24 protein-coding genes and 1 tRNA gene are annotated in these 24,065 nt (G+C 70.6%); 8 read left to right on the top strand and 17 right to left on the bottom strand.

Going from position 1 to position 24,065, the window contains the following annotated elements:
- Positions 1 to 3: 3 nt before the first annotated feature.
- The gene (locus E1291_RS08910) at positions 4 to 672 is read left to right on the top strand and encodes a TetR/AcrR family transcriptional regulator (RefSeq protein ID WP_131737259.1); all 669 of its coding nucleotides are present in this window, start codon (positions 4 to 6) and stop codon (positions 670 to 672) included.
- A 107-nt stretch (positions 673 to 779) separates the two neighbouring features.
- On the opposite strand, the gene E1291_RS08905 is transcribed toward E1291_RS08910, so the two are convergent.
- The 3 genes from E1291_RS08905 to E1291_RS08895 all read right to left on the bottom strand — a co-directional run bounded on the left by E1291_RS08905 (position 780) and on the right by E1291_RS08895 (position 4,543).
- A complete protein-coding gene (locus tag E1291_RS08905) occupies positions 780 to 2,555 on the bottom strand; it encodes a S9 family peptidase (RefSeq protein ID WP_131737258.1) in 1,776 nt (591 codons plus the stop codon).
- Between the two features lie 38 nt (positions 2,556 to 2,593).
- Positions 2,594 to 3,574, bottom strand: coding sequence for a serine hydrolase (locus E1291_RS08900; protein ID WP_242614034.1), 981 nt, complete (start codon positions 3,572 to 3,574; stop codon positions 2,594 to 2,596).
- A 120-nt stretch (positions 3,575 to 3,694) separates the two neighbouring features.
- A complete protein-coding gene (locus E1291_RS08895; RefSeq protein WP_242614033.1) occupies positions 3,695 to 4,543 on the bottom strand; it encodes a MerR family transcriptional regulator in 849 nt (282 codons plus the stop codon).
- 137 nt (positions 4,544 to 4,680) lie between these two features.
- On the opposite strand from E1291_RS08895, the gene E1291_RS08890 reads away from it, so the two are divergent.
- A complete protein-coding gene (locus tag E1291_RS08890; RefSeq protein WP_131737257.1) occupies positions 4,681 to 4,896 on the top strand; it encodes a hypothetical protein in 216 nt (71 codons plus the stop codon).
- A gap of 106 nt (positions 4,897 to 5,002) precedes the next feature.
- Here E1291_RS08890 and E1291_RS41865 read toward each other — a convergent pair whose 3' ends face one another.
- From E1291_RS41865 to E1291_RS08880, 3 genes are all read right to left on the bottom strand, one after another.
- The gene (locus E1291_RS41865) at positions 5,003 to 5,146 is read right to left on the bottom strand and encodes a hypothetical protein (RefSeq protein ID WP_165495027.1); all 144 of its coding nucleotides are present in this window, start codon (positions 5,144 to 5,146) and stop codon (positions 5,003 to 5,005) included.
- An 83-nt stretch (positions 5,147 to 5,229) separates the two neighbouring features.
- Entirely contained in the window at positions 5,230 to 5,493 is a 264-nt protein-coding gene (locus tag E1291_RS08885; protein ID WP_131737256.1) for a hypothetical protein, read from the bottom strand.
- 226 nt (positions 5,494 to 5,719) lie between these two features.
- Entirely contained in the window at positions 5,720 to 6,637 is a 918-nt protein-coding gene (locus E1291_RS08880) for a LysR family transcriptional regulator (RefSeq protein ID WP_131737255.1), read from the bottom strand.
- A 91-nt stretch (positions 6,638 to 6,728) separates the two neighbouring features.
- On the opposite strand from E1291_RS08880, the gene E1291_RS08875 reads away from it, so the two are divergent.
- Positions 6,729 to 7,949 (top strand): pyridoxal-phosphate dependent enzyme, encoded by a 1,221-nt coding sequence (locus E1291_RS08875; RefSeq protein WP_131737254.1) that lies wholly within the window; start codon positions 6,729 to 6,731, stop codon positions 7,947 to 7,949.
- A gap of 9 nt (positions 7,950 to 7,958) precedes the next feature.
- Here the strand turns inward: E1291_RS08875 and E1291_RS08870 are convergent, their stop codons facing one another.
- Positions 7,959 to 8,861, bottom strand: coding sequence for a DUF5753 domain-containing protein (locus E1291_RS08870; protein WP_242614032.1), 903 nt, complete (start codon positions 8,859 to 8,861; stop codon positions 7,959 to 7,961).
- A gap of 107 nt (positions 8,862 to 8,968) precedes the next feature.
- On the opposite strand from E1291_RS08870, the gene E1291_RS08865 reads away from it, so the two are divergent.
- Positions 8,969 to 9,946, top strand: coding sequence for a GlxA family transcriptional regulator (locus E1291_RS08865; RefSeq protein ID WP_131737253.1), 978 nt, complete (start codon positions 8,969 to 8,971; stop codon positions 9,944 to 9,946).
- A gap of 96 nt (positions 9,947 to 10,042) precedes the next feature.
- Here E1291_RS08865 and lepB read toward each other — a convergent pair whose 3' ends face one another.
- The 3 genes from lepB to E1291_RS41860 form a co-directional block, all read right to left on the bottom strand.
- A complete protein-coding gene (gene lepB, locus E1291_RS08860) occupies positions 10,043 to 10,471 on the bottom strand; it encodes a signal peptidase I (RefSeq protein ID WP_207400638.1) in 429 nt (142 codons plus the stop codon).
- Positions 10,468 to 10,998: a peroxiredoxin family protein gene (locus E1291_RS08855; protein WP_131737252.1), complete on the bottom strand. Its 531-nt coding sequence runs from the start codon at positions 10,996 to 10,998 to the stop codon at positions 10,468 to 10,470. The genes lepB and E1291_RS08855 overlap by 4 nt, the downstream gene beginning before the upstream one ends.
- A gap of 78 nt (positions 10,999 to 11,076) precedes the next feature.
- Positions 11,077 to 11,241, bottom strand: coding sequence for a hypothetical protein (locus E1291_RS41860; RefSeq protein ID WP_165495026.1), 165 nt, complete (start codon positions 11,239 to 11,241; stop codon positions 11,077 to 11,079).
- 1,016 nt (positions 11,242 to 12,257) lie between these two features.
- Here E1291_RS41860 and E1291_RS08850 point away from each other — a divergent pair.
- From E1291_RS08850 to E1291_RS08840, 3 genes are all read left to right on the top strand, one after another.
- Positions 12,258 to 13,454 (top strand): epoxide hydrolase family protein, encoded by a 1,197-nt coding sequence (locus tag E1291_RS08850; protein WP_131737251.1) that lies wholly within the window; start codon positions 12,258 to 12,260, stop codon positions 13,452 to 13,454.
- A 147-nt stretch (positions 13,455 to 13,601) separates the two neighbouring features.
- On the top strand, positions 13,602 to 14,063 hold the full coding sequence (locus tag E1291_RS08845; protein WP_165495025.1) for a DUF4231 domain-containing protein: 462 nt from the start codon (positions 13,602 to 13,604) through the stop codon (positions 14,061 to 14,063).
- Positions 14,064 to 14,101: 38 nt separating this feature from the next.
- Positions 14,102 to 16,531, top strand: a complete 2,430-nt coding sequence (locus tag E1291_RS08840) for a serine/threonine-protein kinase (RefSeq protein ID WP_131737249.1) — start codon at positions 14,102 to 14,104, stop codon at positions 16,529 to 16,531.
- Between the two features lie 280 nt (positions 16,532 to 16,811).
- Here the strand turns inward: E1291_RS08840 and E1291_RS08835 are convergent, their stop codons facing one another.
- Positions 16,812 to 17,987 carry an HNH endonuclease signature motif containing protein gene (locus E1291_RS08835; protein WP_131737248.1) on the bottom strand — a complete coding sequence of 392 codons (1,176 nt, stop codon included), beginning with the start codon at positions 17,985 to 17,987 and terminating at the stop codon, positions 16,812 to 16,814.
- Between the two features lie 204 nt (positions 17,988 to 18,191).
- Here E1291_RS08835 and E1291_RS08830 point away from each other — a divergent pair, with 204 nt between their 5' ends.
- Positions 18,192 to 19,547, top strand: coding sequence for a hypothetical protein (locus tag E1291_RS08830; RefSeq protein ID WP_131737247.1), 1,356 nt, complete (start codon positions 18,192 to 18,194; stop codon positions 19,545 to 19,547).
- A 225-nt stretch (positions 19,548 to 19,772) separates the two neighbouring features.
- Here E1291_RS08830 and E1291_RS08825 read toward each other — a convergent pair whose 3' ends face one another.
- From E1291_RS08825 to E1291_RS08800, 6 genes are all read right to left on the bottom strand, one after another.
- A complete protein-coding gene (locus E1291_RS08825; protein ID WP_131737246.1) occupies positions 19,773 to 20,828 on the bottom strand; it encodes an MEDS and STAS domain-containing protein in 1,056 nt (351 codons plus the stop codon).
- Positions 20,825 to 21,307: an RNA polymerase sigma factor gene (locus E1291_RS08820; protein ID WP_131737245.1), complete on the bottom strand. Its 483-nt coding sequence runs from the start codon at positions 21,305 to 21,307 to the stop codon at positions 20,825 to 20,827. The genes E1291_RS08825 and E1291_RS08820 overlap by 4 nt, the downstream gene beginning before the upstream one ends.
- Positions 21,297 to 21,593 carry a hypothetical protein gene (locus E1291_RS08815; RefSeq protein WP_165495024.1) on the bottom strand — a complete coding sequence of 99 codons (297 nt, stop codon included), beginning with the start codon at positions 21,591 to 21,593 and terminating at the stop codon, positions 21,297 to 21,299. The genes E1291_RS08820 and E1291_RS08815 overlap by 11 nt, the downstream gene beginning before the upstream one ends.
- Before the next feature lie 773 nt (positions 21,594 to 22,366).
- Positions 22,367 to 22,440 (bottom strand) — tRNA-Pro (locus E1291_RS08810).
- Positions 22,441 to 22,487: 47 nt separating this feature from the next.
- Entirely contained in the window at positions 22,488 to 23,132 is a 645-nt protein-coding gene (locus tag E1291_RS08805; protein WP_131737243.1) for a class I SAM-dependent methyltransferase, read from the bottom strand.
- A complete protein-coding gene (locus E1291_RS08800) occupies positions 23,129 to 24,025 on the bottom strand; it encodes a metallophosphoesterase (RefSeq protein ID WP_242614031.1) in 897 nt (298 codons plus the stop codon). The genes E1291_RS08805 and E1291_RS08800 overlap by 4 nt, the downstream gene beginning before the upstream one ends.
- Between the last annotated feature and the right edge of the window lie 40 nt (positions 24,026 to 24,065).

Here is a 24,065-nt window from a genome sequence, read left to right as displayed (position 1 = left end):
TGCGTGACCGAGACGAAGGCCGTGAAGTCCGAGCAGACGCGGGCCCTGATCGTCGAGACCGCGCTGCGGCTGTTCCGGGAACGCGGCTACGAGGCGACCACGATGCGCGTGATCGCCAAGGAGGCGGGCGTCTCGGTCGGCAACGCCTACTACTACTTCGGCTCCAAGGAGGAGCTGATCCAGGCGTACTACGACGAGCTCCAGGAGTCGCACGTCGCGGCCTGCCGGGCGGTGCTGGACGCCGAGCGGGAGTTCGCGCCGAGGCTGCTCGGGGTACTGAAGGCCCGCGTCGACACGATGGTGCCCTACCACGAGTTCGCCGGGAAGTTCTTCAAGTTCGCGGCCGAGCCGACGTCCCCGCTCAACCCGTTCAGCGCCGAGTCGGGGCCCGCGCGCGACTCGGCGGTCGCGATCTACCGCGAGGTGGTGGAGGGCTCCGACCTCAAGATCGACAAGGACTTCCGGGCGGAGCTGCCGGAGCTGCTGTGGATCTACTCGATGGGGCTGGTCCTGTACTGGGTGCACGACAGCTCGCCCGGCTGCCGCAAGACCTACCTCCTCGTCGAGCGGACCGTTCCGCTGGTGAGCCGGATGGTGTCGATGTCCCGGCTCCCAGGCTTCAAGTCCGTAACCAGAGAACTGGTAGGAATCATCAGAGAAGTCCGAGCCTAGGGGCGGGCTGGACGGGGGCCGTCACGCGAGCGAAGCGATTCGCGCTCGCACAAGCACGGTCAAGGGCGCGAGCCGCCAGGCGAGGGCCCTTGGGCCGGGATTGCAAATCAACGCAGCCCGAGGTGCTTGCAGGCGAAGTCCAGCTCCGCCGCCATCTGCGTGATCCGCTCCTCGACGACCAGCGAGCCGTGTCCCGCGTCGTACCGGTACACCTCGTGGGGACGGCCCAGCTCGGCGAGCCGCCCGAGATAGTTGTCGATCTGCCGGATCGGGCAGCGCGGGTCGTTCTCCCCGGCGAGGATCAGCACCGGCGCCCGGACGTGCTCCACGTAGGTGATCGGGGACGACGCGCGGTACAGCTCCGGGACCTCGTCCGGCGAGCCGCCGAACAGCGACCGGTCGAACGCCTGGAGCCCCTCCATCTCGTCCTCGTAGGCGGCGACGTAGTCGGCGACGGGCACCGCCGCGACCGCGACGCTCCAGTCGTCCGGCCGCGTGCCGATGCCGAGCAGCGTGAGGAACCCGCCCCATGACCCCCCGGTCAGGACGAGGCGCGCGGGGTCGGCGAGCCCGCTGGACACCGCCCAGTCGCGGACGGCCGTGACGTCCTCCAGCTCGGTGAGGCCCACCCGCCCTTCGAGGGCGTCGCGCCACTGCGAGCCGTACCCGGTCGACCCCCGGTAGTTGACGCGCACGACGGCGAATCCGCGGTCGACCCAGGCGGCGGCGGACGGGGTGAACGAGTCGTCGTCCTGCGCGGTCGGGCCGCCGTGGACGTCGAACACGACGGGGAAGGGCCGCTCGCCCTCCGCCGGGGCGCTGACCAGCGCGTGGATGCGGCCGCCGGGACCGTCCACCCACACGTCCTCGACGGGGACCGACGGCGGCGCCGGCGGGCCGGGCGGTGCGAGCACGACCGCGCCGGACGACGAGCGGACCACCGGCGGCTCGGCCGCCGACGACCACGAGAACTCGACGGTCCCGTCGGGGCGGACGGCCGCGCCGGAGATCACCCCGCGGGGGGTGTCGATCCGCCGCAGCTCGCCGGTGCCGAGGTCGTGGCGGTACAGCTCGTCGCGGGCCTCGTGGGAGTGGGAGATCAGCAGCGCGGATCCGTCCGGGTACCAGCTCGCGCCGATCTCGCCGGGCAGGTCGAGGACGATCTCTCGCTCCGTCCCGGCGACCGGGTCCCAGATGAGGGGCTCGTCGCGGCCGCGGCGCTCGTGCCCGACGAGCAGCCGCGGGTCGCCCGGCACGGGCGAGAACCCGTGGCCGTACACGCCCCGGCCGGGCCCGTCCCACAGGTCGGCGACCGTGCGGCCGTCCGGGCGGACGACGCGCAGCGCCATGTGGCGGCTGTCGCCGTGCTCGCTGTGCCCGATCGCGATCAGCGTCTCGTCCCGCGACATCGCGGCGATGTGCGCGTCCTCGGCGTGGTGGTAGAGGACCTCCGGGGCCGCGCCGGGCCGGCACAGGTGGACGGTGTTGCCGGCCTCGGTGGTCCGGCCGACGACGGCCAGGCCGCTCGCGCCGAGGGCCAGCCCGGCGGGGTAGGACGGCTCCAGCCCGGGGACGGCCGGGACGCTCTCGGCGCCCTCGGCCGCCTCGAAGGGGACGCGCCGCCACACTCCGAACTCGTCGCCGTCGGTGTCGGCGAACCACCAGAGCGACGTGCCGGCCGGGTCGAGGACGCCCATCGAGGTGCCGTTCGGCCGCCGCGTCACCTGCCGCCGCTCGCCCGTCTCGCGGTCCCAGACGTAGAGCTCCCAGGTGCCCGTGGCGTTGGATCGGTACATGCTGCGGTGGGGGGCGTCCCGCGCCCACCGGGGGAGGCTCATCCGGGCGGCACGGAAACGCGCCTTCCAGCGCTCGTCGTCGACCATGCCCCCAGTATCGCGGCTCGCCGGGGCGCGTCGCGGCCTCAGCGGCCGGGCGGCACCGAACCGTCGGACGCCGCCGGGACGCCGCCGGGCGCGGCACCGGCCGCATCGTCGCCGATCGCCGCGCGCATGCCGGGGTTGAGGGTGCGGTGCACGGCGCGGGCGACGCGCTCGATCGTGGTCACGCCGTAGGCCATGGACGGCGTGTCCCGGGTCAGCACCACGATCGTGTAGGACCGGCCGGGACCCTCGAACGCGCCGATGCTGTGCACCCGCCAGAACCGGCCGTGCCGCGGCAGCCAGCCGTTCTTCACATGCGCGGTCACCCCGTGCGGGCAGCCCGCGGGCGTGCCCCAGCCCTGCGCCGGGACGACCTCGCGCAACAGCCGCAGCGCGTAGGCGCGGGCCCGGTCCGGCAGGAGGTCGTTGTGCCGCGTGAAGCGGGCGAGCAGTTCGAGCTGGTCGTGCGCGGTGATCTGGGTGAGTCCCCAGTAGCCGCCGGGGCCGAGCACGGTGCGGGACATCCCCGCGCGCTCGGCGAACCGCGCCAGGCGCTCCCGCCCGAGCGAACGCCACAGCGTGGACGCCGCGCGGTTGTCCGAACGGGTGATCATCGCGTGGGCCAGGGACCGTTCGGCGGCCGTCGGCGCGCGGTGCTCGTCGGCGGCCCGCCGCAGCAGCGCGCCGAGAACGGTCGCCTTCACCACGCTCGCCGAGTCGTAGCGGCGATCCGCGGCCAAAGCGCAGCGAAGGCCGCGGCCGTGGTCGGCGACCGCGACGGACACGGTCCCGGCCCGGCCCGCGAGCGCCGCGCGGATCCGCGCGCCGAGCCGCTCGGCGATCTCCGGGTGGTCCTTCGACCGGCACGGGTTCCGTGGCCGGGACGGCTCGCCCGGCACCTTCCCCGGGACGGACGGCATCCGCGGACCCCCCTCGGCTCCGGCGCTCGCGGGGACCGGCGCCGACAGCGCGGCGCCGGCGGCGAGGACGATGAGCGGCATGGTCGGGCGGCATCCGGACACGGACACCACGCTAATGATCGTCCAACGCCCCCCAGGCCCGCGACCCGTCATGATCAGGTAGGCAGTGGTTTACCTGGGCGCAGGGGACGCGTGACGCCGGCTCCGGCCCGTACTCGCGGGTCAGGGGGTGGCCAGGCGGCCGGGGAGCTGGTCGATCACGGCGCGGACCTGGCGGTCCAGGGCGCGCGCGAAGCCCGCCTCGACCGTGAGCTGGGCGCCGGGCCGCAGCCGGGCGAGCGTGTCGGTGAGATCGCCGGGGTCCTGGCCGCCGCGGTCCCGGGCGACGTGCGTCGCGATCAGCCGGACGAACAGCGCGGCCAGGTCGTCCATGCGGCGCTGGAGCTCCTGCCCCGCCGACAGCAGGTCCCGCAGCGGCACCCCGGCGCCGGCGAGCGCCACGGCGGCGTCGAGCTGGCGGCGGCTCCAGTGGGTGACGCGGTCGCCGTCGACCTCGATGAGGCCGAGCGCGGCGGCCCGTTCGAGGGCGGCCGGGTCGATCTCGTCCTGGAACAGGCCCGCCAGCTCGTCCAGCGTCAGCGTGACCGGGACCTCCCTCGACCAGGGCGCGGCCCCCGCCGTGTCGACGCCGAGCACCGCGCCGATGTCGCGGCCCTGCTCCCACGCCGACAGCAGCTCCCGGATGCCCTCCAGGGTGTGGCCGCGTTCGAGCAGGTCGCCGATCACGCGGAGCCGGGCCAGGTGGCCGTCGCCGTACAGGCCGACCCTCCCGGCGCGCCGCGGCGGCGGCAGCAGCTTGCGCTCCTGGTAGTACCGCAGTGTCCGCACCGGGACGCCCGCGGCGCGCGCGAGCTCGACGATGCGGTACTCGCGGCCCCCGGCGCCGTCCGGGGCCGTCCGCGCGGCGGCCGAGCGCGCCGTCCGCCGGCGGGCCGTGCCGCCCGCCCCGCCGTCCACCGTGCCGTCCTCGTCGCGGGTCGCCTCGCCGTCCGGCCGGCCGTTCACGGGCACGCCCTCTCGCTCACGGCCGCCAGCATAGTTCGCGGCCCGCTCCCGCGGCCCGGGCCGGCGCGGACCGTCCCGTCTGGTCAGCGGCGGCGTGGGTTACCCTCGGCCGGTCGCGGATTCCGCATCGGGAGAGGCCGATCATGTTGAAGACCCGTTCCGCCGTGCTCGCGGTGACCGTGCTGGTCGCCGGGCTCGGGCTCTCCGCCTGCTCAGAGAAGCGGTGGTGCGAGCACGACGCCACCGACACCAGGGTCAGTGACCGGTACTGCAAGAACGGGACGCCGGGCTACGAGTGGGAGTCGGGCGGTCACAAGAAGCGCAAGAAGCCCAAGAAGACCAAGACCAAGTCGCACTGAGCCGCGGTATCGGACACGGCGGTATTGGACTCGCCGGTGCCGGACACGGCCGCGCCGCCGGTCGGCCGTGCCGTCCGGCGGCGCGGGCGCGCCTGGAGATCGGTCATCACGTTCTGCGCCGCAGGGTCATGATCTTGCGTGAGCGCTGGCGGCGCTTCTCGTCCGCGGACTGGGCGGCCTCGGTGGCGATCAGGTCGCGGAGCGAGCGGGGGACGATGTCCTCGCGCCTTTCGGTGAAGCGTGAACGCATCGGAGCTCTTCCTTTCCCCTCGGGTGGCCGGTGGTGGCCTTTCTTCCTCGTGGTCCGTGTGGTCTTGAGCGGTGCGGTCCGCCTCAGGCCGCGGTCGCGTACGCCTGGGACACCGTGGAGAGCGCCCAGCGCATCCGCGGCGCGTAGGTCTCGGGGTGGTCCCCCGCCTCCTGCGCGACCAGGCCCGTGCAGACGGAGCGGTCGCCGCCGCAGGCGCACAGCCGGGCGTCGATGGCCAGGCGCACCTGCTCGGCGGACGGATGGTCCGACGCCTGCAGACCCGAGCTGAAGAGGATCTCGGCCAGGTCGGTCGTGGTCAGTGTGGTGAGGCTCAACGTGTCTGACATCGCGTGCCTTCTTCCTGAGGGGCCCTCTCTCCCCCTTCTCCGCTATCTACGACTCTGCCGACCGGACGAACTCATCGCCATCAGGGAAAACCCCCAACCTTGGTGGGGTCTTCCCGTAGCCGACCCGTAGACCTCCCCCTACCCCCTGGGCGGCGAAGATGAGGCAGGAGCGGATCATTCCAGGTCAAAGGGGATTTCAGGGAGAAAGGGGGTGTTGTAGACGAGGCTAGCTCCGGCCTCCAAATGCCGCGCTCAGCGCCTCCCGGCAGGCCCGCACGGCGGGATGGGCGCCCCCGCCCCGGCGTGTCGCGGTGAAGATCCGGCGGGCGCGCCGCGACACGGGCAGCGGCAGGACGGTGATCCCCCTGGGGTCGCCGGACCACACGAGGTCCGGCAGCAGCGCGGCCGCGTGGCCTCGCTCCACGAGGCGCAGGTGCAGCAGCAGGTCGGTCGACTCGAAGCGGACGTCCGGCTCGAACCCCGCGTCCCGGCACAGGCCGGTGGCCCAGCGGCGGGCGGCGGTGCCCGCGGGCTCCATCACCCACGGCTGATCGGCCAGCTCGTCGAGGGCGACTCCGGTACGTGGCGGCACGGACAGGGAAACGGAGAGCTCCTCCGGAAGTGCGAGGCGGATCTCGTCCTCGCCGAGGGCCTCGTACTCCACGCCCGCCGGGCGCGGAACCGGGTCGCCGGGGTACTCCTCGGTGACGACCAGGTCGAAGTCGCGGGCGAGCAGCGCCGGCAGCGCGCGCTCGGACTCGTGCTGCGCCACCTCCACCCGCAGCCTCGGATGGGCCCGGCGCAGACTGGTCAGCGCGGCCGGGACCAGGGCGAGCGTCACGGTCTGGAACGCGGCGATCCGCAGGACGCCGGTGATCCCCGCCAGGGACGCGGCGAGGTCGGCCTCGGCCCGTTCGAGCCGCTCCAGCACGGCCTCGGTGTGCGCGACCAGGATCTCGGCCTGCGGCGTCAGCCGGACGCGCCGCCCCACCGGCTCCAGCAGCGGCACGCCCGCCTCCCGCTCCAGGACGGCGAGCTGCTGCGAGATCGACGAGGGGCTGTAGGACAGCGCGGCGGCCACGGCGGCGAGCGTGCCCCGGTGCTTCAGCTCGCGAAGCAGCCTGAGCCGGTGGAGATCGAGCACGGCCGGCCTCCCGAATCATCGGGTTTGTTCATGATTATCGCTCGGAAAGTTGCGCTGGACCGATGAGTGGCCGATGGGGCAGCGTGGCCGTATGGCCACAGCCTCCTCGCTCGCCCTCGGTACGCCCTTGGCCGGACGGTCATGGTTCGCCCGTCCCACGGCTCGCGCGTGGACGTGCCCGCGCCCGCCCCGCGCGGCCGCCGCCTTCCACGCGGCCCTCCCCGGCTACGCGCCGACTCGGCTCGCCGAGCTACCGGCCCTGGCGGACGAGCTCGGCGTGGACCGCGTGTTCGTCAAGGACGAGTCGCTGCGCCTCGGCCTGCCCGCCTTCAAGATCCTCGGCGCGTCCTGGGGCGTGTACCGGGCGCTGCTCGACCGTCTCGGCCTGCCGCTGCGCCCGGGCGGCGTCTCCGGCGGTGACCCCCTCGACGACCTGCGGGAACGGCTCGCGGCGGCGCCGCCCGTCCGGCTGGTGACCGCCACCGACGGCAACCATGGGCGCGCCGTCGCCGCCGTGGCGCGCCTCCTCGGCCTCCCCGCCGAGATCCTGGTCCCCGAGGGCGTCCACCCCGCCGCGCAGGACGCGATCACGGCGGAGGGGGCGCGGCTGACGCCGGTCCCGGCGCCCTACGACGAGGCGGTCCGGCGCGCGGCCGCGCTCGCCGCGTCCGATCCGTCCGCCCTGCTCGTCCAGGACACGGGCTCCGCTCAAGACACGGGCTCCGCTCAAGACACGGGCTCCGCTCAAGACATGGGGGCGCCGGGCCGGGACCGGGTGCCCCAGTGGATCGTCGACGGCTACTCCACCCTGTTCTCGGAGATCGACGACCAGCTCCGGGCCGTGGGCGCGGCCCAGACGGGTCTCATCGCCGTACCCGCCGGGGTGGGGTCGCTGGCCCAGGCCGCCATCGTCCATCACCGGTCCGGAGGAGGCGCGCCGACCGTCCTCGCCGTGGAGCCCGAGGCGGCGCCCTGCGTCCTGACCAGCCTGGCGTGGGGCCGTCCCGTCACGGTCGAGACCGGCCCGACGGCGATGGCGGGGCTCAACTGCGCCACCCCGTCCGGCCTGGCCTGGCCCTACCTGCGCGCGGGGCTCGACGCGGCCGTGTCCGTCTCCGACGCCGAGGCCGCCCGCGCGGCCCGTGATCTCGCCGGGCTCGGCGTCCGGTCGGGCCCGTGCGGCGCCGCGTCCCTCGCGGGCGCCCGCGCGGCCCTCGCCCCGCACCGCCGGGCTTCGCTCGCACCGGAGCATCGGGGCACGCTCGTCCTGCTGAACACCGAGGGCCCGGCCGCCAACCCCGCCCTTTTCTAGAAGGGAGCTCTAGAGGGAGGCGAGAAGCTCGTCCAGGAAGCGGCGGCTCGCCGCGGGAGGAAGGCACTGCGCCGCCAGACGGTCCCATATCCGCTCGTAGGCCCGCCTTTCGGTGGGTTTGTCGAGGTAGAGCGCCGTCGTCAGCATGTCGACGTACACGACGTCCGGGACGGCCTGCTCCTGGAAGCGCAGCACCGTGAAGGCGCGGGTCGCGGTGACGACCGGCCTGCGCAGGGCGGGCATGATCCGCACGTCCACCCGGTCGGACCCGCTCAGCGAGGCCAGGTGCTCCAGCTGCCCGCGCATCAGGTCCGGACCGCCCAGGAAGCGGCGCAGCGCCGCCTCGTCCACCACGGCCGAGAGCGTCCGTCCCGTGGACCGCTTGAACAGGCGCTGGCGCATGAGCCGGGCACCGATCCTCTCCTCCATCTCCAGGACGGTCTCGCCGCTGCGGATCCCGTCCCGGATGGCGAGGCTCGCGCGCGCGTACTCCTCGGTCTGCAGCAGGTCGGGGATCTGGCAGGGGTCGTAGACGCGGATGGAGGCGGCGGCCTCCTCCAGGTCCAGGTACTGGTGCGTCCAGGCGGGGATCACGTCGCCGTAGCGGTGCCACCAGCCGCGCGCGTTGCCCTCGCGGGCGAGCCGCAGGAGGGCGCCGCGCTCGGCGTCGTCGGTCACCCCGTACAGGACGAGCAGGTCGTCCAGGTCGCGTTCCTTGACCGCCGTCCGGCCGAGCTCCATCCGGCTGATCTTGGAGTGGCTGCCCCGGATCGCGTAGCCGGCCTCCTCGCGCGACAGCCCCTTCAGCTCGCGCAGCCGCCGGAGCCGGGCGCCGAGCAGGATGCGCCTGATCGCGGGTGTGCGGACGCGGACGGCGGCGGACCGCGCGGCCTGGCCCTGTCCTGCGGTCAACGACGCTCCTTGGAATCCGCGGTCGGCCCGGTCCATTTGATCGTATCGGCAAGTGCAGATGCACGTGCACGTGGTGGCCGGAAACCGGGGTATGGGAGGATTCGGCCATGCATCGTGTGGTCGTGCTGGCGCTCGACGGCGTCTATCCCTTCGAGCTGAGCATCCCCGGCCGGATCCTCTCCACCGCCGTGAGCGACACCGGAGAACCCCTGTACGAGGTCGTCACCTGCGGCATCGACGGCTCACCCGTCCGGACGAACGCCGACTTCGCCGTGGCCGTCGAGCACGGTCTGGAGGCGATCCCGGCCGCCGACACCCTGGTCGTCCCGCCGTTCGATTACGGCCCCGACGACCGCGAATGGTTCCCCGCCCCGCTGGCGGCGGCGTTCGCGACGATCCGCCCCGGCACCCGGATCGTCTCGATCTGCACCGCGTCCTACGTGCTGGCCGCCGCGGGCCTGCTCGACGGCCGCCGCGCCACCACCCACTGGACCGAGGCCGAGCGCTTCCAGCGCATGTTCCCGCTGGTCAACGTCGATCCGGACGTGCTGTTCGTGGACGACGGCGACGTCCTCACCTCCGCGGGTGTCGCCGCCGGCATCGACCTGTGCATGCACCTGGTCCGCAGCGACCACGGCAGCGAGGTCGCCAACCGCGTCGCCCGCCGCTGCGTCGTGCCGCCGTGGCGCGAGGGCGGCCAGGCCCAGTTCATCGAACGGCCCGTCCCGAAGCCGTCGGCGGCCACGACGTCCGCGACGCGCGCGTGGGCCCTCGAACACCTGGAAAGGCCCCTCACGCTGGCCGAACTCGCCGGACACGCGCGGATGAGCGTCCGCACCTTCTCACGGCGGTTCCGGGACGAGGTGGGGATGACGCCCGTCCAGTGGCTCACCCAGCAGCGGGTCGAGCTGGCGCGCCGTCTCCTGGAGAGCACCGACCTGCCGGTGGACCGCATCGCGGACGAGGCGGGCTTCGGGACGGCCGCGTCGCTGCGCCAGCACCTCGTCGCGACGATCGGCGTCCCGCCCTCGGCGTACCGGCAGACCTTCCGCACCGGGACGCGCCTTCTCGCCGACCCCGCCTGACCACCGGGGGCCCTGGCCGCCAACGTGGGGGAGGGGGTCTGACGATCATGGCCGGCCGCGCCCGGTCATCACCGTTCCGGGCGCGACCGGCGGCCCTCAGGACACCCGGCGCAGCATCACGCCGACGAGGCTCTCCCTCGAAATGAAGCCGAAGTGCCGGGAGTCGAAGCTCGTGGGGCGGTTGTCGCCGAGCACCACGTAGGAGCTGGGTGGCACGGTTCGTCCAGATATCTGCTCGATGTCCGGGAACGACCATTCTGTGGGCAGCCGATCTCCCTGGACGGCCACGGTCCGCTTGAGGAGCAGCACGCCCTCGTCCTTCGGGTTCTTGAACAGGACGATCTGCCCGCGCCGTACCCGCGTCGTCTTCCGCACCAGCAGGCGGTCGCCCGATCGCAGGGTCGGCTCCATGCTCGGGCCGTCCACGGTGGTCAGCGTGAAGCGCCGCCGTGCCACCAGGACGGCCCCGGTCGCGGCCACCGCCGCGGCCCCGGCCGCGACGGCGGCCGCCCGAAGGGCGATCACCGCCCGTCCCGGTCGAGTTCGGGCAGCTCCTCGAACCGCGCCCCCGACGCGACGATCCGCCGGTCCTCGCCCACCATGTACAACGACGGCGTCCAGACGTTGCGGAACGCGCGTGCGACCGGGCCGCCGTCCGGCTCCGCCAGGATGACCCGCGCGACCGGGGTCAGCGTCGCAACGGTCTCGGGGTCGTGACCGCCGATCACCGCCAGCACGTTCTCCGCGCCCAGCGCGCGCGCCCGCTCGACGAAGCCGGGCAGCAGTGCGTGGCAGGCGTCGCAGTCGGCGGAGAAGAATCCGACGAGCCCGCTCAGCGTCTCGTCCGACACCGGATCGCCCGCACTCGTCACGGCCGTGAACTCCCCGACCGGCGCCCCCGGACCGAGCGCCGGCGACGTACCGGCCGACGGCATCCCGCCCGGCGACGTTCCGGCGCGCGCCCTCAGCCGGCGCAGAACCCCGAGCGTGAGCAGCAGGTTCAGCAGGCCCAGCGCGCCGACGAGCACGACGGCGGCCACCAGGAAGGGCATCGGAAACCTCCAAAGGGGGACAGAGCGGCGCCGGGCGGCGGCGCGAGGCCACCACCCGGCTTCGTTGCCGCGGTCAGATCAGCAGCCGCCGACGTAGGTCCACTCGCAGCCGGTCTGCGTGCAGCAGAACCGGAACCAGTAGCCCGGGTGACCGGCGGCGTTGCAGAAGTAGCCGCTGCTGCAAGCAGAGCCGGTCGACTTGGGGGCGATACGCTCGACCAGACGATCCATGAAACGGTTCATGATGACTCCTTTTTTGGCGCATGCCAGGAAATGATTCGGGGTGGGTTGGTCGTTATGACCGCACATGCCAGCGGGGCTATGGCATCACTCCCTTTACGGCCATCCGGTACTCGGGCCGGAGTACCTGGCGCCAAGTATCGCCCGAGCCGTCCTGCGCGGCGCAAGGGCTGGATATGGACAAATGATCTTTTGTGAAGTTCTGATGAACGGGACCGATCTCGTGATCAACCTTGTCGTGTTCGCCCAGGACGGCCGTCGGCCCGGTGACCCAGAGCCCTTGTGGGGAAGGGTTTTCGTGACCCACCGTGGCGGGTAAGGGACTCGAGCCCATTCCGCTAGCCATAAAGGGTTCGGCAAAGTCAAGGCCCCTTGCGGGGCCGCAAGACGGTCACCTGAATCTCATTCGGATTCCGCATCGCAGAAACGCGGAGGGCGCCTCCGAATTGACGCGCCCGGCACCGGGCTCGTCGGCCTTCGAAGTGCCTTGCCAAAGAAAAGGGACCGCCTGGTGGGGGTGAATTCGCCGGAGCGAGGGCCCGCCTCCTCGCGGCGAGCCGTATCCGAAATGCACTTGAGTCGAATGGAATGATCCGGGTCGGGATCGCTCTTTTGCCTGGGCCGGGGCGTGCCGTCCCGTGGCGAGTCCGGCCGCACGGCGGTGGACGGCGTCGCCCGTACCGCCCTGGCCTGCGTGATCTTCCTCGGACGCGCCGGGAGGCCGGACCGATCGCTCGCTCCGCGCCGGAATGAGCCACGGGCCCCGGCCCCGGCGAGATCCGGCGCGAGCCCGGAGCGGCCGTCGCGGCGATGATCATGCGCGAATGAAGATCGTTTTATCGTCGGAGCGCACCGGTGAGCGTGATCGAGAACGCCATCGAATCCCCGGCGGCAATTATCGGAACGGGCCGTCCTGGCGGCGGCGGGCCCGGAGCGCCCGCGCCGGGCGGTCCCGGACACGCGTGCGCACCCGGGCAGGGCCAGGGTAGATGCATAAGCAACTGATATAAATTGGCCCCATGACCGTACAGAGCCCGATCCACGTGCCCGACGACGTCCTCACCGACCTCCGGAACCGCCTCGCCCAGACCCGCTGGCCCGACGACGCCGGCAACGAGGACGAGTACTACGGCGTCGGCCGCGCCCGTCTGGGCGATCTCGTCGACCACTGGCGCACCGGCTACGACTGGCGCAAGGCCGAGGCGGCGATCAACGCCTACGAGCACCACCACGTCGACGTCGAGGGCGTCCCGGTGCACTTCATGCGCCGGCCCGGCGTCGGCCCGTCCCCGACCCCGCTGATCCTCACGCACGGCTGGCCCTGGACGTTCTGGCACTGGTCGAAGGTCGTCGACCCCCTCGCCGATCCCGCCGCCCACGGCGGTGACCCGGCCGACGCGTTCGACGTCATCGTCCCCTCGTTCCCCGGATTCGGGTTCTCCGGCCCACTTCCCGACCACCCGGACATGAACTACTGGAAGGTCGCCGACCTCTGGCACGTCCTCATGACCCGGATCCTCGGCCACGCCCGCTACGCCGCCGCGGGCTGCGACGTCGGCGCCCTCGTCACCGGTCAGCTCGGCCACAAGTACGCGGACGAACTGGACTTCATCCACATCGGCTCGGGCCAGAAGCTCACCCTCTTCAACGGCGACCGGGGGTGGGACCTCAGCGGCGGCCGTCCCATCCCGGACGGCCTGCCCGCGGACGTCCACGCCCGGCTGCTCGCCCTGGAGAAGCGCTTCGCCGTGCACCTCGCCGTGCACGTCCTCGACCCGAGCACGCTCTCCTACGGCCTGTCCGACTCGCCCGCCGGCATGCTCGCCTGGCTCCTGCGGCGCTGGACGACCTGGAGCGCCCCCGAAACCCTCGGCACCAGGGACGACATCCTCACCCACGCCACGATCTACTGGGCGACCAACTCGATCGGCACGTCCATCCGCACCTACGCCAACAACAACCGCTACCCCTGGACGCCCTCCCACGACCGCACCCCCGTCGTCGAGGCGCCGACCGGCATCACCTTCGTCGGCCACGAGAACCCGCCCGGCGTCACCACGGACCAGCGCGTCCAGAACTTCCTGGACGGCGACCGCGCCCCCTGGTACAACCTCGTCAACCTCAAGGCCCACGAGAAGGGCGGCCACTTCATCCCCTGGGAGATCCCCGCCCAATGGGTGGACGACCTGCGCCGGACCGCCCGCAGCCAACGCTGACGAGAGCATCTGGCCATCAGCGGACACCCTTCCCCGGGAGCCGCGACGGAGCGCGCACCATCGAAAGGAGGAACGGCAGGCCGGAGGCATGGGATGTGGCCGAGCAGGAAGTCCCGCTGGAACGACGCCCGCGGACACTGGATGCAGATGGGAACCGCCGACGGCACGGAACTCCCACCCCTCGTCACGCAAGAGTGGCGTTGGTATGCCCGCTCGGCCAAGAGGGCCCGGAACGCCTACTTCGCCTTCGAGTCCATCACCCTCTTGACCGCCGCCGCCGTGCCGGTCGCCGCCGGCGTCTGGAACAGCGCGACCGTCGCCGCCGTCCTGGGCGCCGCCCTGGTCGTCCTCACCGGCCTGCGCCAGATCGCCGACCTGCACCACTACTGGGTCAGCTACACCCAGGTCCGCTACGCGATCGAGCATGAGGTCGTCCTCTACAGCACGAACACCGCCCCCTACTTGGACAGGGGCACCAGCGCGGGCCTGCTCGCCTCGACCGTCCTGACGATCGTGGCGAAGGAGGGCCAGAGCTGGAGTAGCAGGAGAGCCCAGATAACAGCCACCAGCCAACCCCTCCTGTCCCCACCCCAGGGCCCACCCTCCTGACATGGAGAACCGCCCAGGACGACGCCAGGGGTGACGGATTGCTGATCCTGCGACTGAAGCGCTCGTTCCGGTACGTACACGAGCCCCTCCGCACCGGTGAGACCTCCATCCCGCTGCTGGGCAACGAGAACCTGGCGGACGACCTCCGCGACCGCATCGTCTACTCGCGGGGCGGCGCCTTCCTCGTCACGGGCTTTCGCGGCGTGGGCAAGTCCACCACCGTCCTCCGGGCCCTCGACACGCTGCTCCACGACGCAGGGCGGTCCGAGGCGGTCCTGCCCGTCGTGCTCAGCGTCGCCCGGTCCACCGACACCGACCGGCTCCTGTTCGCGATCGTCCGCCGGATCTTCGAAGCGCTCCACGACCAGGGGCTCCTGGCACGGCTCCCGCGCGAGACCCAGCGGTCACTGCTGCTCGCCTACATGCGCACGTCGCTGTCCTTCAAGGAGACCAGATCGGACGCGGTCGAACGCACCGTCGGCGGAGAAACTGCCGGCGGCTCCGTCCTCAAGGCCATCGTCCCCAAGCTGACCATGTCCGCGAAACGGACCCGCTCCCTGGCGACCGAGGCCCAGTTCCTCGCCTACTCCGAAACCGACGTCGAGCACGACATCATGCGCATCGTGTCGCTGCTCGACCTCAACGGCTCCGTCCCCTCCCCGCCCCGGAGCCCCCTACGCCGCATCTGGCCCTGGCCCAGGGCCACGATGCGGCGGCTGCGGCTGGTCGTCGTCCTCGACGAGGCGGACAAGCTCAGTGAGGGCGAGGCCGGCCTCGTCGCCGTCGAGAAGCTCCTCGGCGGCATCAAGAACGTCCTCACGATGCCGGGCGTGCACTTCCTCGTCGTCGCCGGCCCCGACCTGCACGACCGCGTCATCAAGGACGCCTCACGCGGGAACAGCGTCTACGAGAGCGTCTTCGGCTGGCGGATGTACGTCCCGTGCGCCTGGAACGCGGTCGAACGCCTGCTGGCGGGAACCGTCGAACCCGGGCAGGAGGACCAAGCCGACCAACTGCGCATCTTCGGCGACTACCTGCGCTTCAAGGCACGGGGCGTCCCCCGCCGCCTGTTACAGGAGTTCAACGAGTTCGTGTCCTGGCAGCACCACGCGCCGATCCTTGAGGTCAGCCCGCGCGACGCCCCGCTCATAGGCTTCTACGCCCGCCTGGAGAACATCCTCCGCGACTTCATGACGGGCACCGACGGCGCCCCGCTGTTCCCGATTCCCATAGACGAGGACCGCCGCCGCCTCAGCGCCTACTACGTCGTGGACTGGGTCCTCCGCAGTGAGGGCGAGCCGATCCGGGCATCGGACCTCTTCCAAGAAGAGCGGGACGCCGAGTTCGACCCCCTCCTGCAAGTCTCCCGCCGCTCGGTCGACCGCCTCCTCGCACACCTGGCCGACCAGGGCGTGGTCGAGACCCTGCGACGCGGCGACGGCCACGCCACCATCTACGGCGACGTCTCCGACGCCCAGGAAAGCGTCTACAGAGTCGCCAGAGACGTCCGCCAAACCCTGCTGAGCTTCGCCCTGCGATACGAGAGCGAACGCGCCGCACTGGACGTCACCACGACCGGCGTCCACACCAACCCGGCCACCCCCGTCATCGGCGGCCGCTACGAACTGGTCTCGGCACTCGGAGCCGGCGGCATGAGCGAGGTGTGGTCCGGCCACGACCGCCTCCTCGGCCGGACGGTCGCCGTCAAGATGCTCCGGACCGCGCTCCGCGAGGAACCCGGCATGCTGGCCCGTGCACGGCGCGAGGCCGAGATAACCTCCCGCCTGGAACACCCCAACATCGTGCGCTGCTACGACGTCGTCTCGACCGAGGATCTGCTCGCTCTGGTCCTGGAGTTCGTCCCGGGCATGAGTCTGTCCCAACACGTCACCGAGAACGGCCCGCTGACCGCGGCCGAAGCCGCTCGAATGGCGATCGGGCTCGCGGAGGCATTGGAATACCTAGAACACCACCACATCTTCCGACTGGACCTCAAACCCAGCAATGTGATGCTGCACCCCGAACGGGGCCCCGTCCTCATCGACCTGGGCATCGCCAGGACGATCAACTCACCCCGCCTGACGTCGCCCAGCATGGTCATCGGCACCCCGGCCTACCTCGCCCCGGAAGCGCTCACCGGCGACGACCTGGACCACCGCGGCGACATCCACGCACTGGGAATGACCCTGTGCTACAGCCTCAGCGGCCAGGACCCACTGGGACAGGGACCAATCCAGGTCGTCGTCGCCAAGCTGATGAACGAAGACATAGACCTCTCCGGCCTACGCATCTCCCCCGAGTTCCGCGAAGCCCTCTCCCTGACCCTCCGCAAGGACCCGGACGACCGCTTCCAAAGCGCCTCAGCCCTCCTAAAAACCCTCCGCAGACTCCCCGAACAAGTAGAAGCCCCAACAGTAGAAATACCAAGACCCCCCGCCCCCGCCCACAACACCACCCCCGACCCATAACACCCATTCGCGCACGACAGTGAACGATGTTCCGCACGGCGATCCCGGCGTCCCAGATCACGGCAAGGCCCTGCCGCACGACGGGCTACTACAGGTCGACCCCGACCGCTCGTTGACCTGATCAGCTGCCGCTTATGTAAGTGAAAGGCGGAACGTGTCCGGGCATGCACACACAATCGTCGGACGTGCATCCGGCCTCGACCAGGCTTCATCCGTTTTCGGATGCCGACTAGGCGGATGCCGAGCCGATCAAGGATGAAGTAGTTCTGGCACGCTGTTCTCAAGAACGGGCCGGGGATTCCCAGGCGGTGTGGCGAGAACGGGCCTCGGCGAGGAGGAGTTCGCGCAGCTGGTCGCGGGTCCGGCCGCGGGTCTTGATGGCATGGCAGTTGGGGCATAGCGCGATCATTTGGCTGGGGTGGTCGCGGCCCCAACTCGCGCGGTCCTCGATGTGGTCGACTTCGAGGAGGGGCTTACCGCGGTCGGTGACGTCGTCGGGCTGCCCAGCGCACACCGGGTTCTCGCACCGGCCGAGGCTGCGCAGGAGCACTGCCTCGACGGCCGACGCGGAACGCACGGGCCTTTCGCTGGTCGTGCGACTGGTGCGGTCGTGATCGCCGCGACTCTCGGCGTCCTCGACACTCCGGCAAAGGCGCTGATAGACCTCACGGTCGCCGACGTCCTGCCGCGTGAGGCGGTTCGCCCGCACAGGCCGAAGACCTACTTCATGAAGCAGCGCCCGGGGAACCGTGCCGCCGAAGAAGCGACGGCCGATTTCCGCAACGGCTTCACCGCGCGCCTCCTCCGAAGAAACGGTCAGCTCATACACCCAGGGTGAGAGACCACTGTGCGGGTCGTGTTCCTCCATCCAGCCGAGGGGTTCGCCGTGAGCCGCTGGTATGTCCCCGGTATGGCCATGCATCTCCCACAGCTCGGTGTGCGCCAAGGCGATAATCGGGAACTCCGGCCGAGGCCTTGAACGCGGCTGGCCGTACTCACGCAGGAGCCCGCGCAATTCACTGTGAGCCGCGTTCCAGGGAACCAGACGAGGTTTGCGGTGAGCGGCTCGGCCCAGCGCCCACAGTAGTGTGATCGGCTGATGTCTCGCCGGTCCATCGGCCGTACTGTCGACGCGCAGCGCTTGCAACTGTGCGATGAGCCGCTGAAGAGGTGGGAGGGGCTCATCATGGATCACTTCGAATCCAAGCCTGGTAAGGAGTCGCCCGACGGTCTGGCGTCCACCGGAGAACTCCCGGGCGCTCAACGGCCGTCCGGCGACGGAGCGATAGGCCACCCCCACGACGGCCTTGGAGTCGTAAAAGACACCGTTGTAGTGCAGCGAGTACCGACGCGCAGGGTCGAAGCCGTACTCCTCGAGGAAGCGCCCCCGCCCCAGGCGATCGCACTCGCCGATCGCCTCCAGCACTGCCTCACGAGTGATGGCCGAGAGATCCACAAATGGATGATAGGTCCGAGTAGGGCCGGTGTGTTGCACCTTGCGCGACTACCCGCAGGCGTGCGGCACTGGCACTGCACACGCCGGCATACCGGTGGCGGCTGACGCGATGGAAGATCACGATCGGGTTTCGGGGGACAACCCGGCCGCCGGGCCGGACGTCTTGATCAACACCGATCATCGCGCCCACTCAGAGGGACACTCGTGCTTCGTATCGCCACCACCGGGATGGCGGCCGCGCTCTTCCTCGGCACATTCACGGCCGCTCCCGCCCTCGCCGACGGGGCGGCGTCCGTCGTACTCGCCGCCCAGCCCGCTTCCGTCGACCCTGACAACCCCACGACCACGATCACCGGGAAGGTCCTCGCCGCGGACGGAACCCCCGCCGCGGGCACCCCGGTCGACCTGTCCACGAACCCTGGATGGGGCGCGGTCACCGACGCCACCACCACCGCCGACGGCACCTTCACCGCGACGCTGAGCCCCAATGGGGAAAGCGACGCGGTGAGCGTCTGGGCCGATGTGGCGTCGCTCGGAATCCACTCCGACTCTGTGACCGTCCAGGTCGTCCATGGGAAGACGCAGACGACCCTGACCGGGAGCCGAACCGGCCTGAACGAGGGCCAGCCCCTCACCCTCAGTGGTCAGGTCACCTACCAGGGCAGGCCGCTGTCCGGACGGACGGTCGTCATCGACCCCGCCGTCGAACCCGGCCACTGCACCGCGTCCATGTACACCCTCCGGGTCCGCACGGACGCCGAAGGCCGGTTCAACAGCGAGATCAAGCCGTCCTGCACCGCGACCTACGTCGCGCGGTCACCCGCCGCCGGTTTGTACGAAGGCTCCACCGCGAACCTTTCCGCGGTCAGCGTCCGGCCGGCCACGACGACCTCGCTGTCGGCGACCATGGACGCCTATGGACGTTTCCAGGCGCGGGGCACCCTGTACGCCCCCTCCGCCGGCGGAGACTTGAACGGCAAGCAGGTGCTCCTCGAATACTCCCCCGACGGCCGCACCGCCTGGCAAACCGCCCTCCGGATGAAGACCAACTACGGACAGTTCAGCGCCTCGTTCAACACCAACAGCTCCGGCTACTGGCGGGCTCGCTTCGCCGGGGACGCCTCCGCGGCCCCGTCCGTCAGTCCCGTGCGCAAGACCTGGCGCTGGGCGACCACGATGTCCAAGCTGAAGGCGTCCCCCACCAAGGTTCGCAAGAACCGCTACATCACCGTCTCCGGAACCCTGAGCCGCTACTACAGCAGCAAACACCGTTTCGGCGCGTTCCCCGGCCAGAAGGTGCGCATCATCTTCCGGTTCCGCGGCCAGAAGACCTGGTACCACGTCAAGTGGGTGAAGACCGACAGCAAGGGCCGCTACAAGGCCAAGGTCCGCGCCTACGGCAACGGCTACTTCGCCGCCACTTTCGCGGGCACCAGCGACACCTGGGCCACCAGCACGCCCAATGACGCCCGCGTCACCACCTACGCCCTCCCGTCCCCCGGCAGCCGTTCCGGCCCGCCGCCCGTCACGAACGTCCTCCCCTGGCGAGGCGACCAGTAGCCCTCACCTCAAGCCACAACCGCCGCTGAACGCTCCTCCACCCTTCATCCTTCGGACACCAGCCGACACCTCGGCTTCGCAGCTCGATGGCGGGGCCGGTTCTGTTCCGAGTTGACCACACGCGATCGGCAGGGCCGACGCTTGAGCATCGGTCCTGCCGACCGTCGGGCAGGCAAATCCATCTCTGTGTGCGGGCATGGCCCTCGCTGCGGGCCTGAGCAGGGATCATGTCCGTCCTAGGACGAAGCCGGGCTGGTGCTGCCATCCCACCATCTCGATCACGGCCAGTATTTGGCGTGGGACGTTGTCCAATACCAGTGGTGCGTGCTTGGGCAACTGCCTGGCGTGCTGCGCGAGAACATTGAGCCCCCCTAGATCAATGAATCCGAGCCGCGAGATGTCGAGGTGTGTTGGATCGTCCGAGGTGGTGGTTTTGAGCAACTCCTTGAGGATCGCCTGCCGCGCCACGTCTATTTCTCCTTCGAGCCGCAGTCCCGGAGGTTCGAAGGTGCGGACGATACGCAAGATCCCATCGTCGAACTCGGGGTTCGCCTCCACCACGATCTCGTGGGAGTCCCCTAGCGCGGCCAAGTCCTCCTTGCTGCAACAACGCCTGTCCACCTGGCAGATCGCCATGGTCATCGACGTCGAGAAGACGTTCTCGCCTAGACGGTGCTCGCAGCCGAGCATCTGATTGAGGGTGGGGCGTCCGGGTTCTGAGAGCGCCCAGGTGAGGTCGGTGGTCATCCGGACCGCTCGAAAACCCTGGTCGAAGGCCTCATCTACTTGTTGCGCCAGTGTCTGGAGCATCCGGCCGGCGTCGAATCGGCCTCGTGAGTCCATGCAGGCCTCTTCCCGCGGAATGAAGCTCAACTGCCCGCCCCGCATGAGTGCAGGGAGGTCATAGCCGTGACGGGGAAGTACTCCGAGAAGCTGCCGAGCTTCGTCGTCGGCGATGTAGACCATCTTCTCGTTCATATCTAGGCCGTCACGGACGAACGCTCCGATCACACGGTCACGCTCCGGTTCGCCGCTGAAGGCCAGCCACGCGTGGTCGCCCGGCCGGATCGTGCTGACCGGATGCCTCGCATGCCGTGGATGCTCCCTCCCCGGGCGTACGGGCGCGGACTCTTGCAGCGCGTCGGAGAGCCGCTGTTGCGCGTTGATCGTCCGGCGGAGCCCTTTCTCCAGTCGATCACGCGTGGTCGAAAGGAGTATGTCGAGCTCGGCGTCGGTCATGGGGTGGCTGGATGCCGCCGTCCCCGGTGCGTTGTCGGTCACTGGCGCTTCCTCTCGGCTTGCGCCTCCAGCATGCCCTTTAGGCGCTCGCGAGCGCGCTGGAGCGACTTGCGGACGTTCTCGGGGGTGGTCCGCAATTCCAGAGCGATCTGCTCGGGTTTGAATCCGTCTATGGTCCAGGCCATCACCTCCCGCTGGCGGGTCGGCAGGGTCCGCAGGGCCGCCAGCACGAGATCGCGTTCCACGATCCGGTCGGCGTGGTCGTCGCCGGCGTGGATGACAACACGGTGAACCGACTGGTTTGTCGCCCCTGTGGCCTTTCGGGCGCGAAGAAGGGCGCGGGTGGCCACCGTGCGAACCCACGCTTGTGGCCGGTTGATCTCCTCCCAGTGTGTGTACGCCTCGGCATAGGCCGTCTGGGCGGCGTCCTCGGCGGTGCACTGCTCAGCCCCCAACCTCATGAGAAACCCCACGAGGCGAGGGAAATCCTGTTCGAAGCATTCGCTGAATTCACCGCACACGGCGGCGGTCCCGCCGCCTTGTGGCCGAGCGCGGGCCGGTCGGCCATCGCGGGACCTGCGGCGCGAGGTCTGTCTGTGACGCGCCGAGGGCACCGGAGATGCTGTCGGTCCCGTGGCCGACCTCGATGAGGACGGCGCCGCCGTCGAGGTCGATGAGCCGGCTGCCGGGCGCGAGGATGCGCACCACCTCGCTTCGTCCCTTCACCCGGGTCTGATGGAGTCTTTCGAGGGTCCGTCCGCGAAGCCAGGTGCCGACCAGCCCCGCCGCGATGCCGAGGGCGCTCACAGCTGCCGCTGTCAGAGTCGGGTCCGTCATTGACTGACACTCCTGTTTCCTGTGTGTCGGCTCCGCCGGCGAGCCGGAGGGTGTGGTTGCCGATGCTGATTCAGCCGTTACCTGTGAGTGCAGGGTGAGGAGGCATCGCGTGACTATGAGATCAGCGGTTCGCTGGCGGGGAGGGGTAGGGAAATAAATAGGCTCAGGTCATGGGGATGTGACGGCCGGTAGCGGTCATGTGCTGCCGAGTGACCGCGTGCTACCCCAGGGTCGTGTACGTCTGCCGATACCGCGAGGCCTCGTTGAGGGAGTGGGCAGTGCCCGAAGGTGGAGGGGGAACGGGGGACGTCCAACCATCTGCCGTGATCTGATCATGCTGCTAGGGCCCGGCAATGGTAGAGACGCCGTGGTCGGTCTGCGTGCCGCCTGTGCTGCCGGACCCTTTCCAATACGTGTCGCTTCAGTTCCGCGTGGCGGACGCGACGACCGGGGGAGAACGTGGGCGTGAACACGGCGTCCACAGGTTGGGTGCGAGGCGGCCGAGGTCACGGTCAGCAGCGCCGGCGACCTACAGGAACTCTCCCTAGGGCTCGTCATGCCGAGGGTCGGGCTCATAGCGGCCCCGGATCAGAGGAACGAGCTCGGGAGGTTCGCCCGTCGAAGGACTCGACTCGTCCCAGTCATGGTGAGGTGGCCGCGCTGAGCCGGACACGTCGTCCGGCCAAAAGAGTTCGAGGCCGGTCTCCTTGGTGGAGAACCGGCCTCTGATCTGGCGTTGGCTGTCGGGGTGGCGGGATTTGAACCCACGACCTCTTCGTCCCGAACGAAGCGCGCTGCCAAGCTGCGCTACACCCCGGTGGTGGCTGCCCGGGAGTCGTACGTGCTCCCGGCGCCTTGACCACTCTAGCGGACGCCGGGGAGTGGTGCGTCCCCAATATCGGGCGGCTTGCGGGCCGTGAAGCCCGTCACGGCGCCGCTGGGGGTGAGGGTGATGTCGGTGAGACCGGCTGCGGTGAGCCATCGGTGGAGGTCGGTGCGGGTTCCGGTGGGGCCGAAGGTGCCGTTGTGGCGGAAGAGGGCGATGAGGGCGTCGTGGCGGCGGCCGGTGCCGCGGACGATCGTGGTGCCGCGGAGGGTGCCTCCGGGGCGCAGGACGCGGGCCAGTTCGCGGACGGCGCGTTCGGGGTCGGGGAGGCAGTGGAGGCCGTTGTAGGTGACGCAGGTGTCGAAGGTGGCCGGGGCGAAGGGCAGGGCGGCGATGTCGGCCTGGACGAGGGCGGCGCCCTTGCGGCGGGCGCGGTCCAGCATGGTCGGGGAGAGGTCGGCGGCGACGTGGCGGGGGTTGCCGCGGACGGCGATCCCGCCGCCGCACGGGACGTCGAGGACGGTGCCGTCGCCGATCTCGTCGATGCTGCGCCACAGGTGGGAGATGTCGTAGCTCCACAGGGCGCGGGCGAGGAGGCGGGAGAGGGTTCTGCTCTGGACGGCGCGGTCGTAGCCGGCGGCCTGGAGGCGGTTGGTCCGCCAGCGGTCGCCGGTTCGGGTCATCGGGGGACGAGAGTGAGGAGGGACGCCTCGGGAGGGCAGCAGAAGCGCATGGGGGCCTTGGGGGAGGTACCGAGGCCGGCGGAGACGTGGAGCCAGGAGCCGCGGTGGCGGTGCAGGCCCTTGACGCGGGGACGGTCGATGCCACAGTTGGTGGCGAGGGCCCCGTAGAAGGGGACGCAGACCTGGCCGCCGTGGGTGTGGCCCGCCAGGAGGAGGTCGTAGCCGTCGGCGGCGAAGCGGTCGAGGTTGCGGGGTTCCGGGGAGTGCATGACGCCGAGGTGGACGTCGGCACGGGGGTCGACGGGGCCGGCGACCTTGTCGTAGCGGTCGCGGTTGATGTGGGAGTCGTCGATGCCGCCGAACTCGATGTCGAGCTCGCCCACCTTGAGGCGGCCGATGCGGTTGTTGAGGTCGAGCCAACCGGCGGCCTGGAGGGACGAGCCCAGTTCGCGGTAGGGGAGGTCGGGTTCGCGGCGGCGCTTCTTGTAGTCGGCGCGGCTGGTCCGCCAGATGTAGCGCAGGGGGTTCTTGAAGATGGGCGAGTACAGGTCGTTGGACCCGTAGACGAAGACGCCTGGGCGGTCCAGGAGGGGGCCTAGGGCGTCTAGGAACGGTCCTATGGCGTCCCGGTGGGAGAGGGAGTCGCCGGTGTTGACGACGAGGTCGGGCTCCAGCGCGTCCAGGGAGCGGACCCAGTTGATGAGGCGGGTCCTGCCGGGGGTGAGGTGCGCGTCGGAGATGTGCAGGATCTTCACCGGGGGACGGCCGGGAGGCAGCACCGGCACGTCGAAGCGGCGCAGGCGGAACCAGTTCCGCTCGATCACCGAGGCGTATCCGAAGGTCGCGGCGCCCGCGCCCAGGAGGCCGAGGGGCACTGCGTAGATCTTTCGCACGGTTCTCCCTTCTCTGGTCTCCATGCTTCCAGACAAGGGC

The sequence above is a fragment of the Actinomadura roseirufa genome, from assembly GCF_900659635.1.
In the GTDB taxonomy this organism is placed as follows: domain Bacteria; phylum Actinomycetota; class Actinomycetes; order Streptosporangiales; family Streptosporangiaceae; genus Spirillospora; species Spirillospora roseirufa.
The sequence above is the reverse complement of the archived record's forward strand: the minus strand, read 5'-3'. Positions and strand labels throughout refer to the sequence as shown.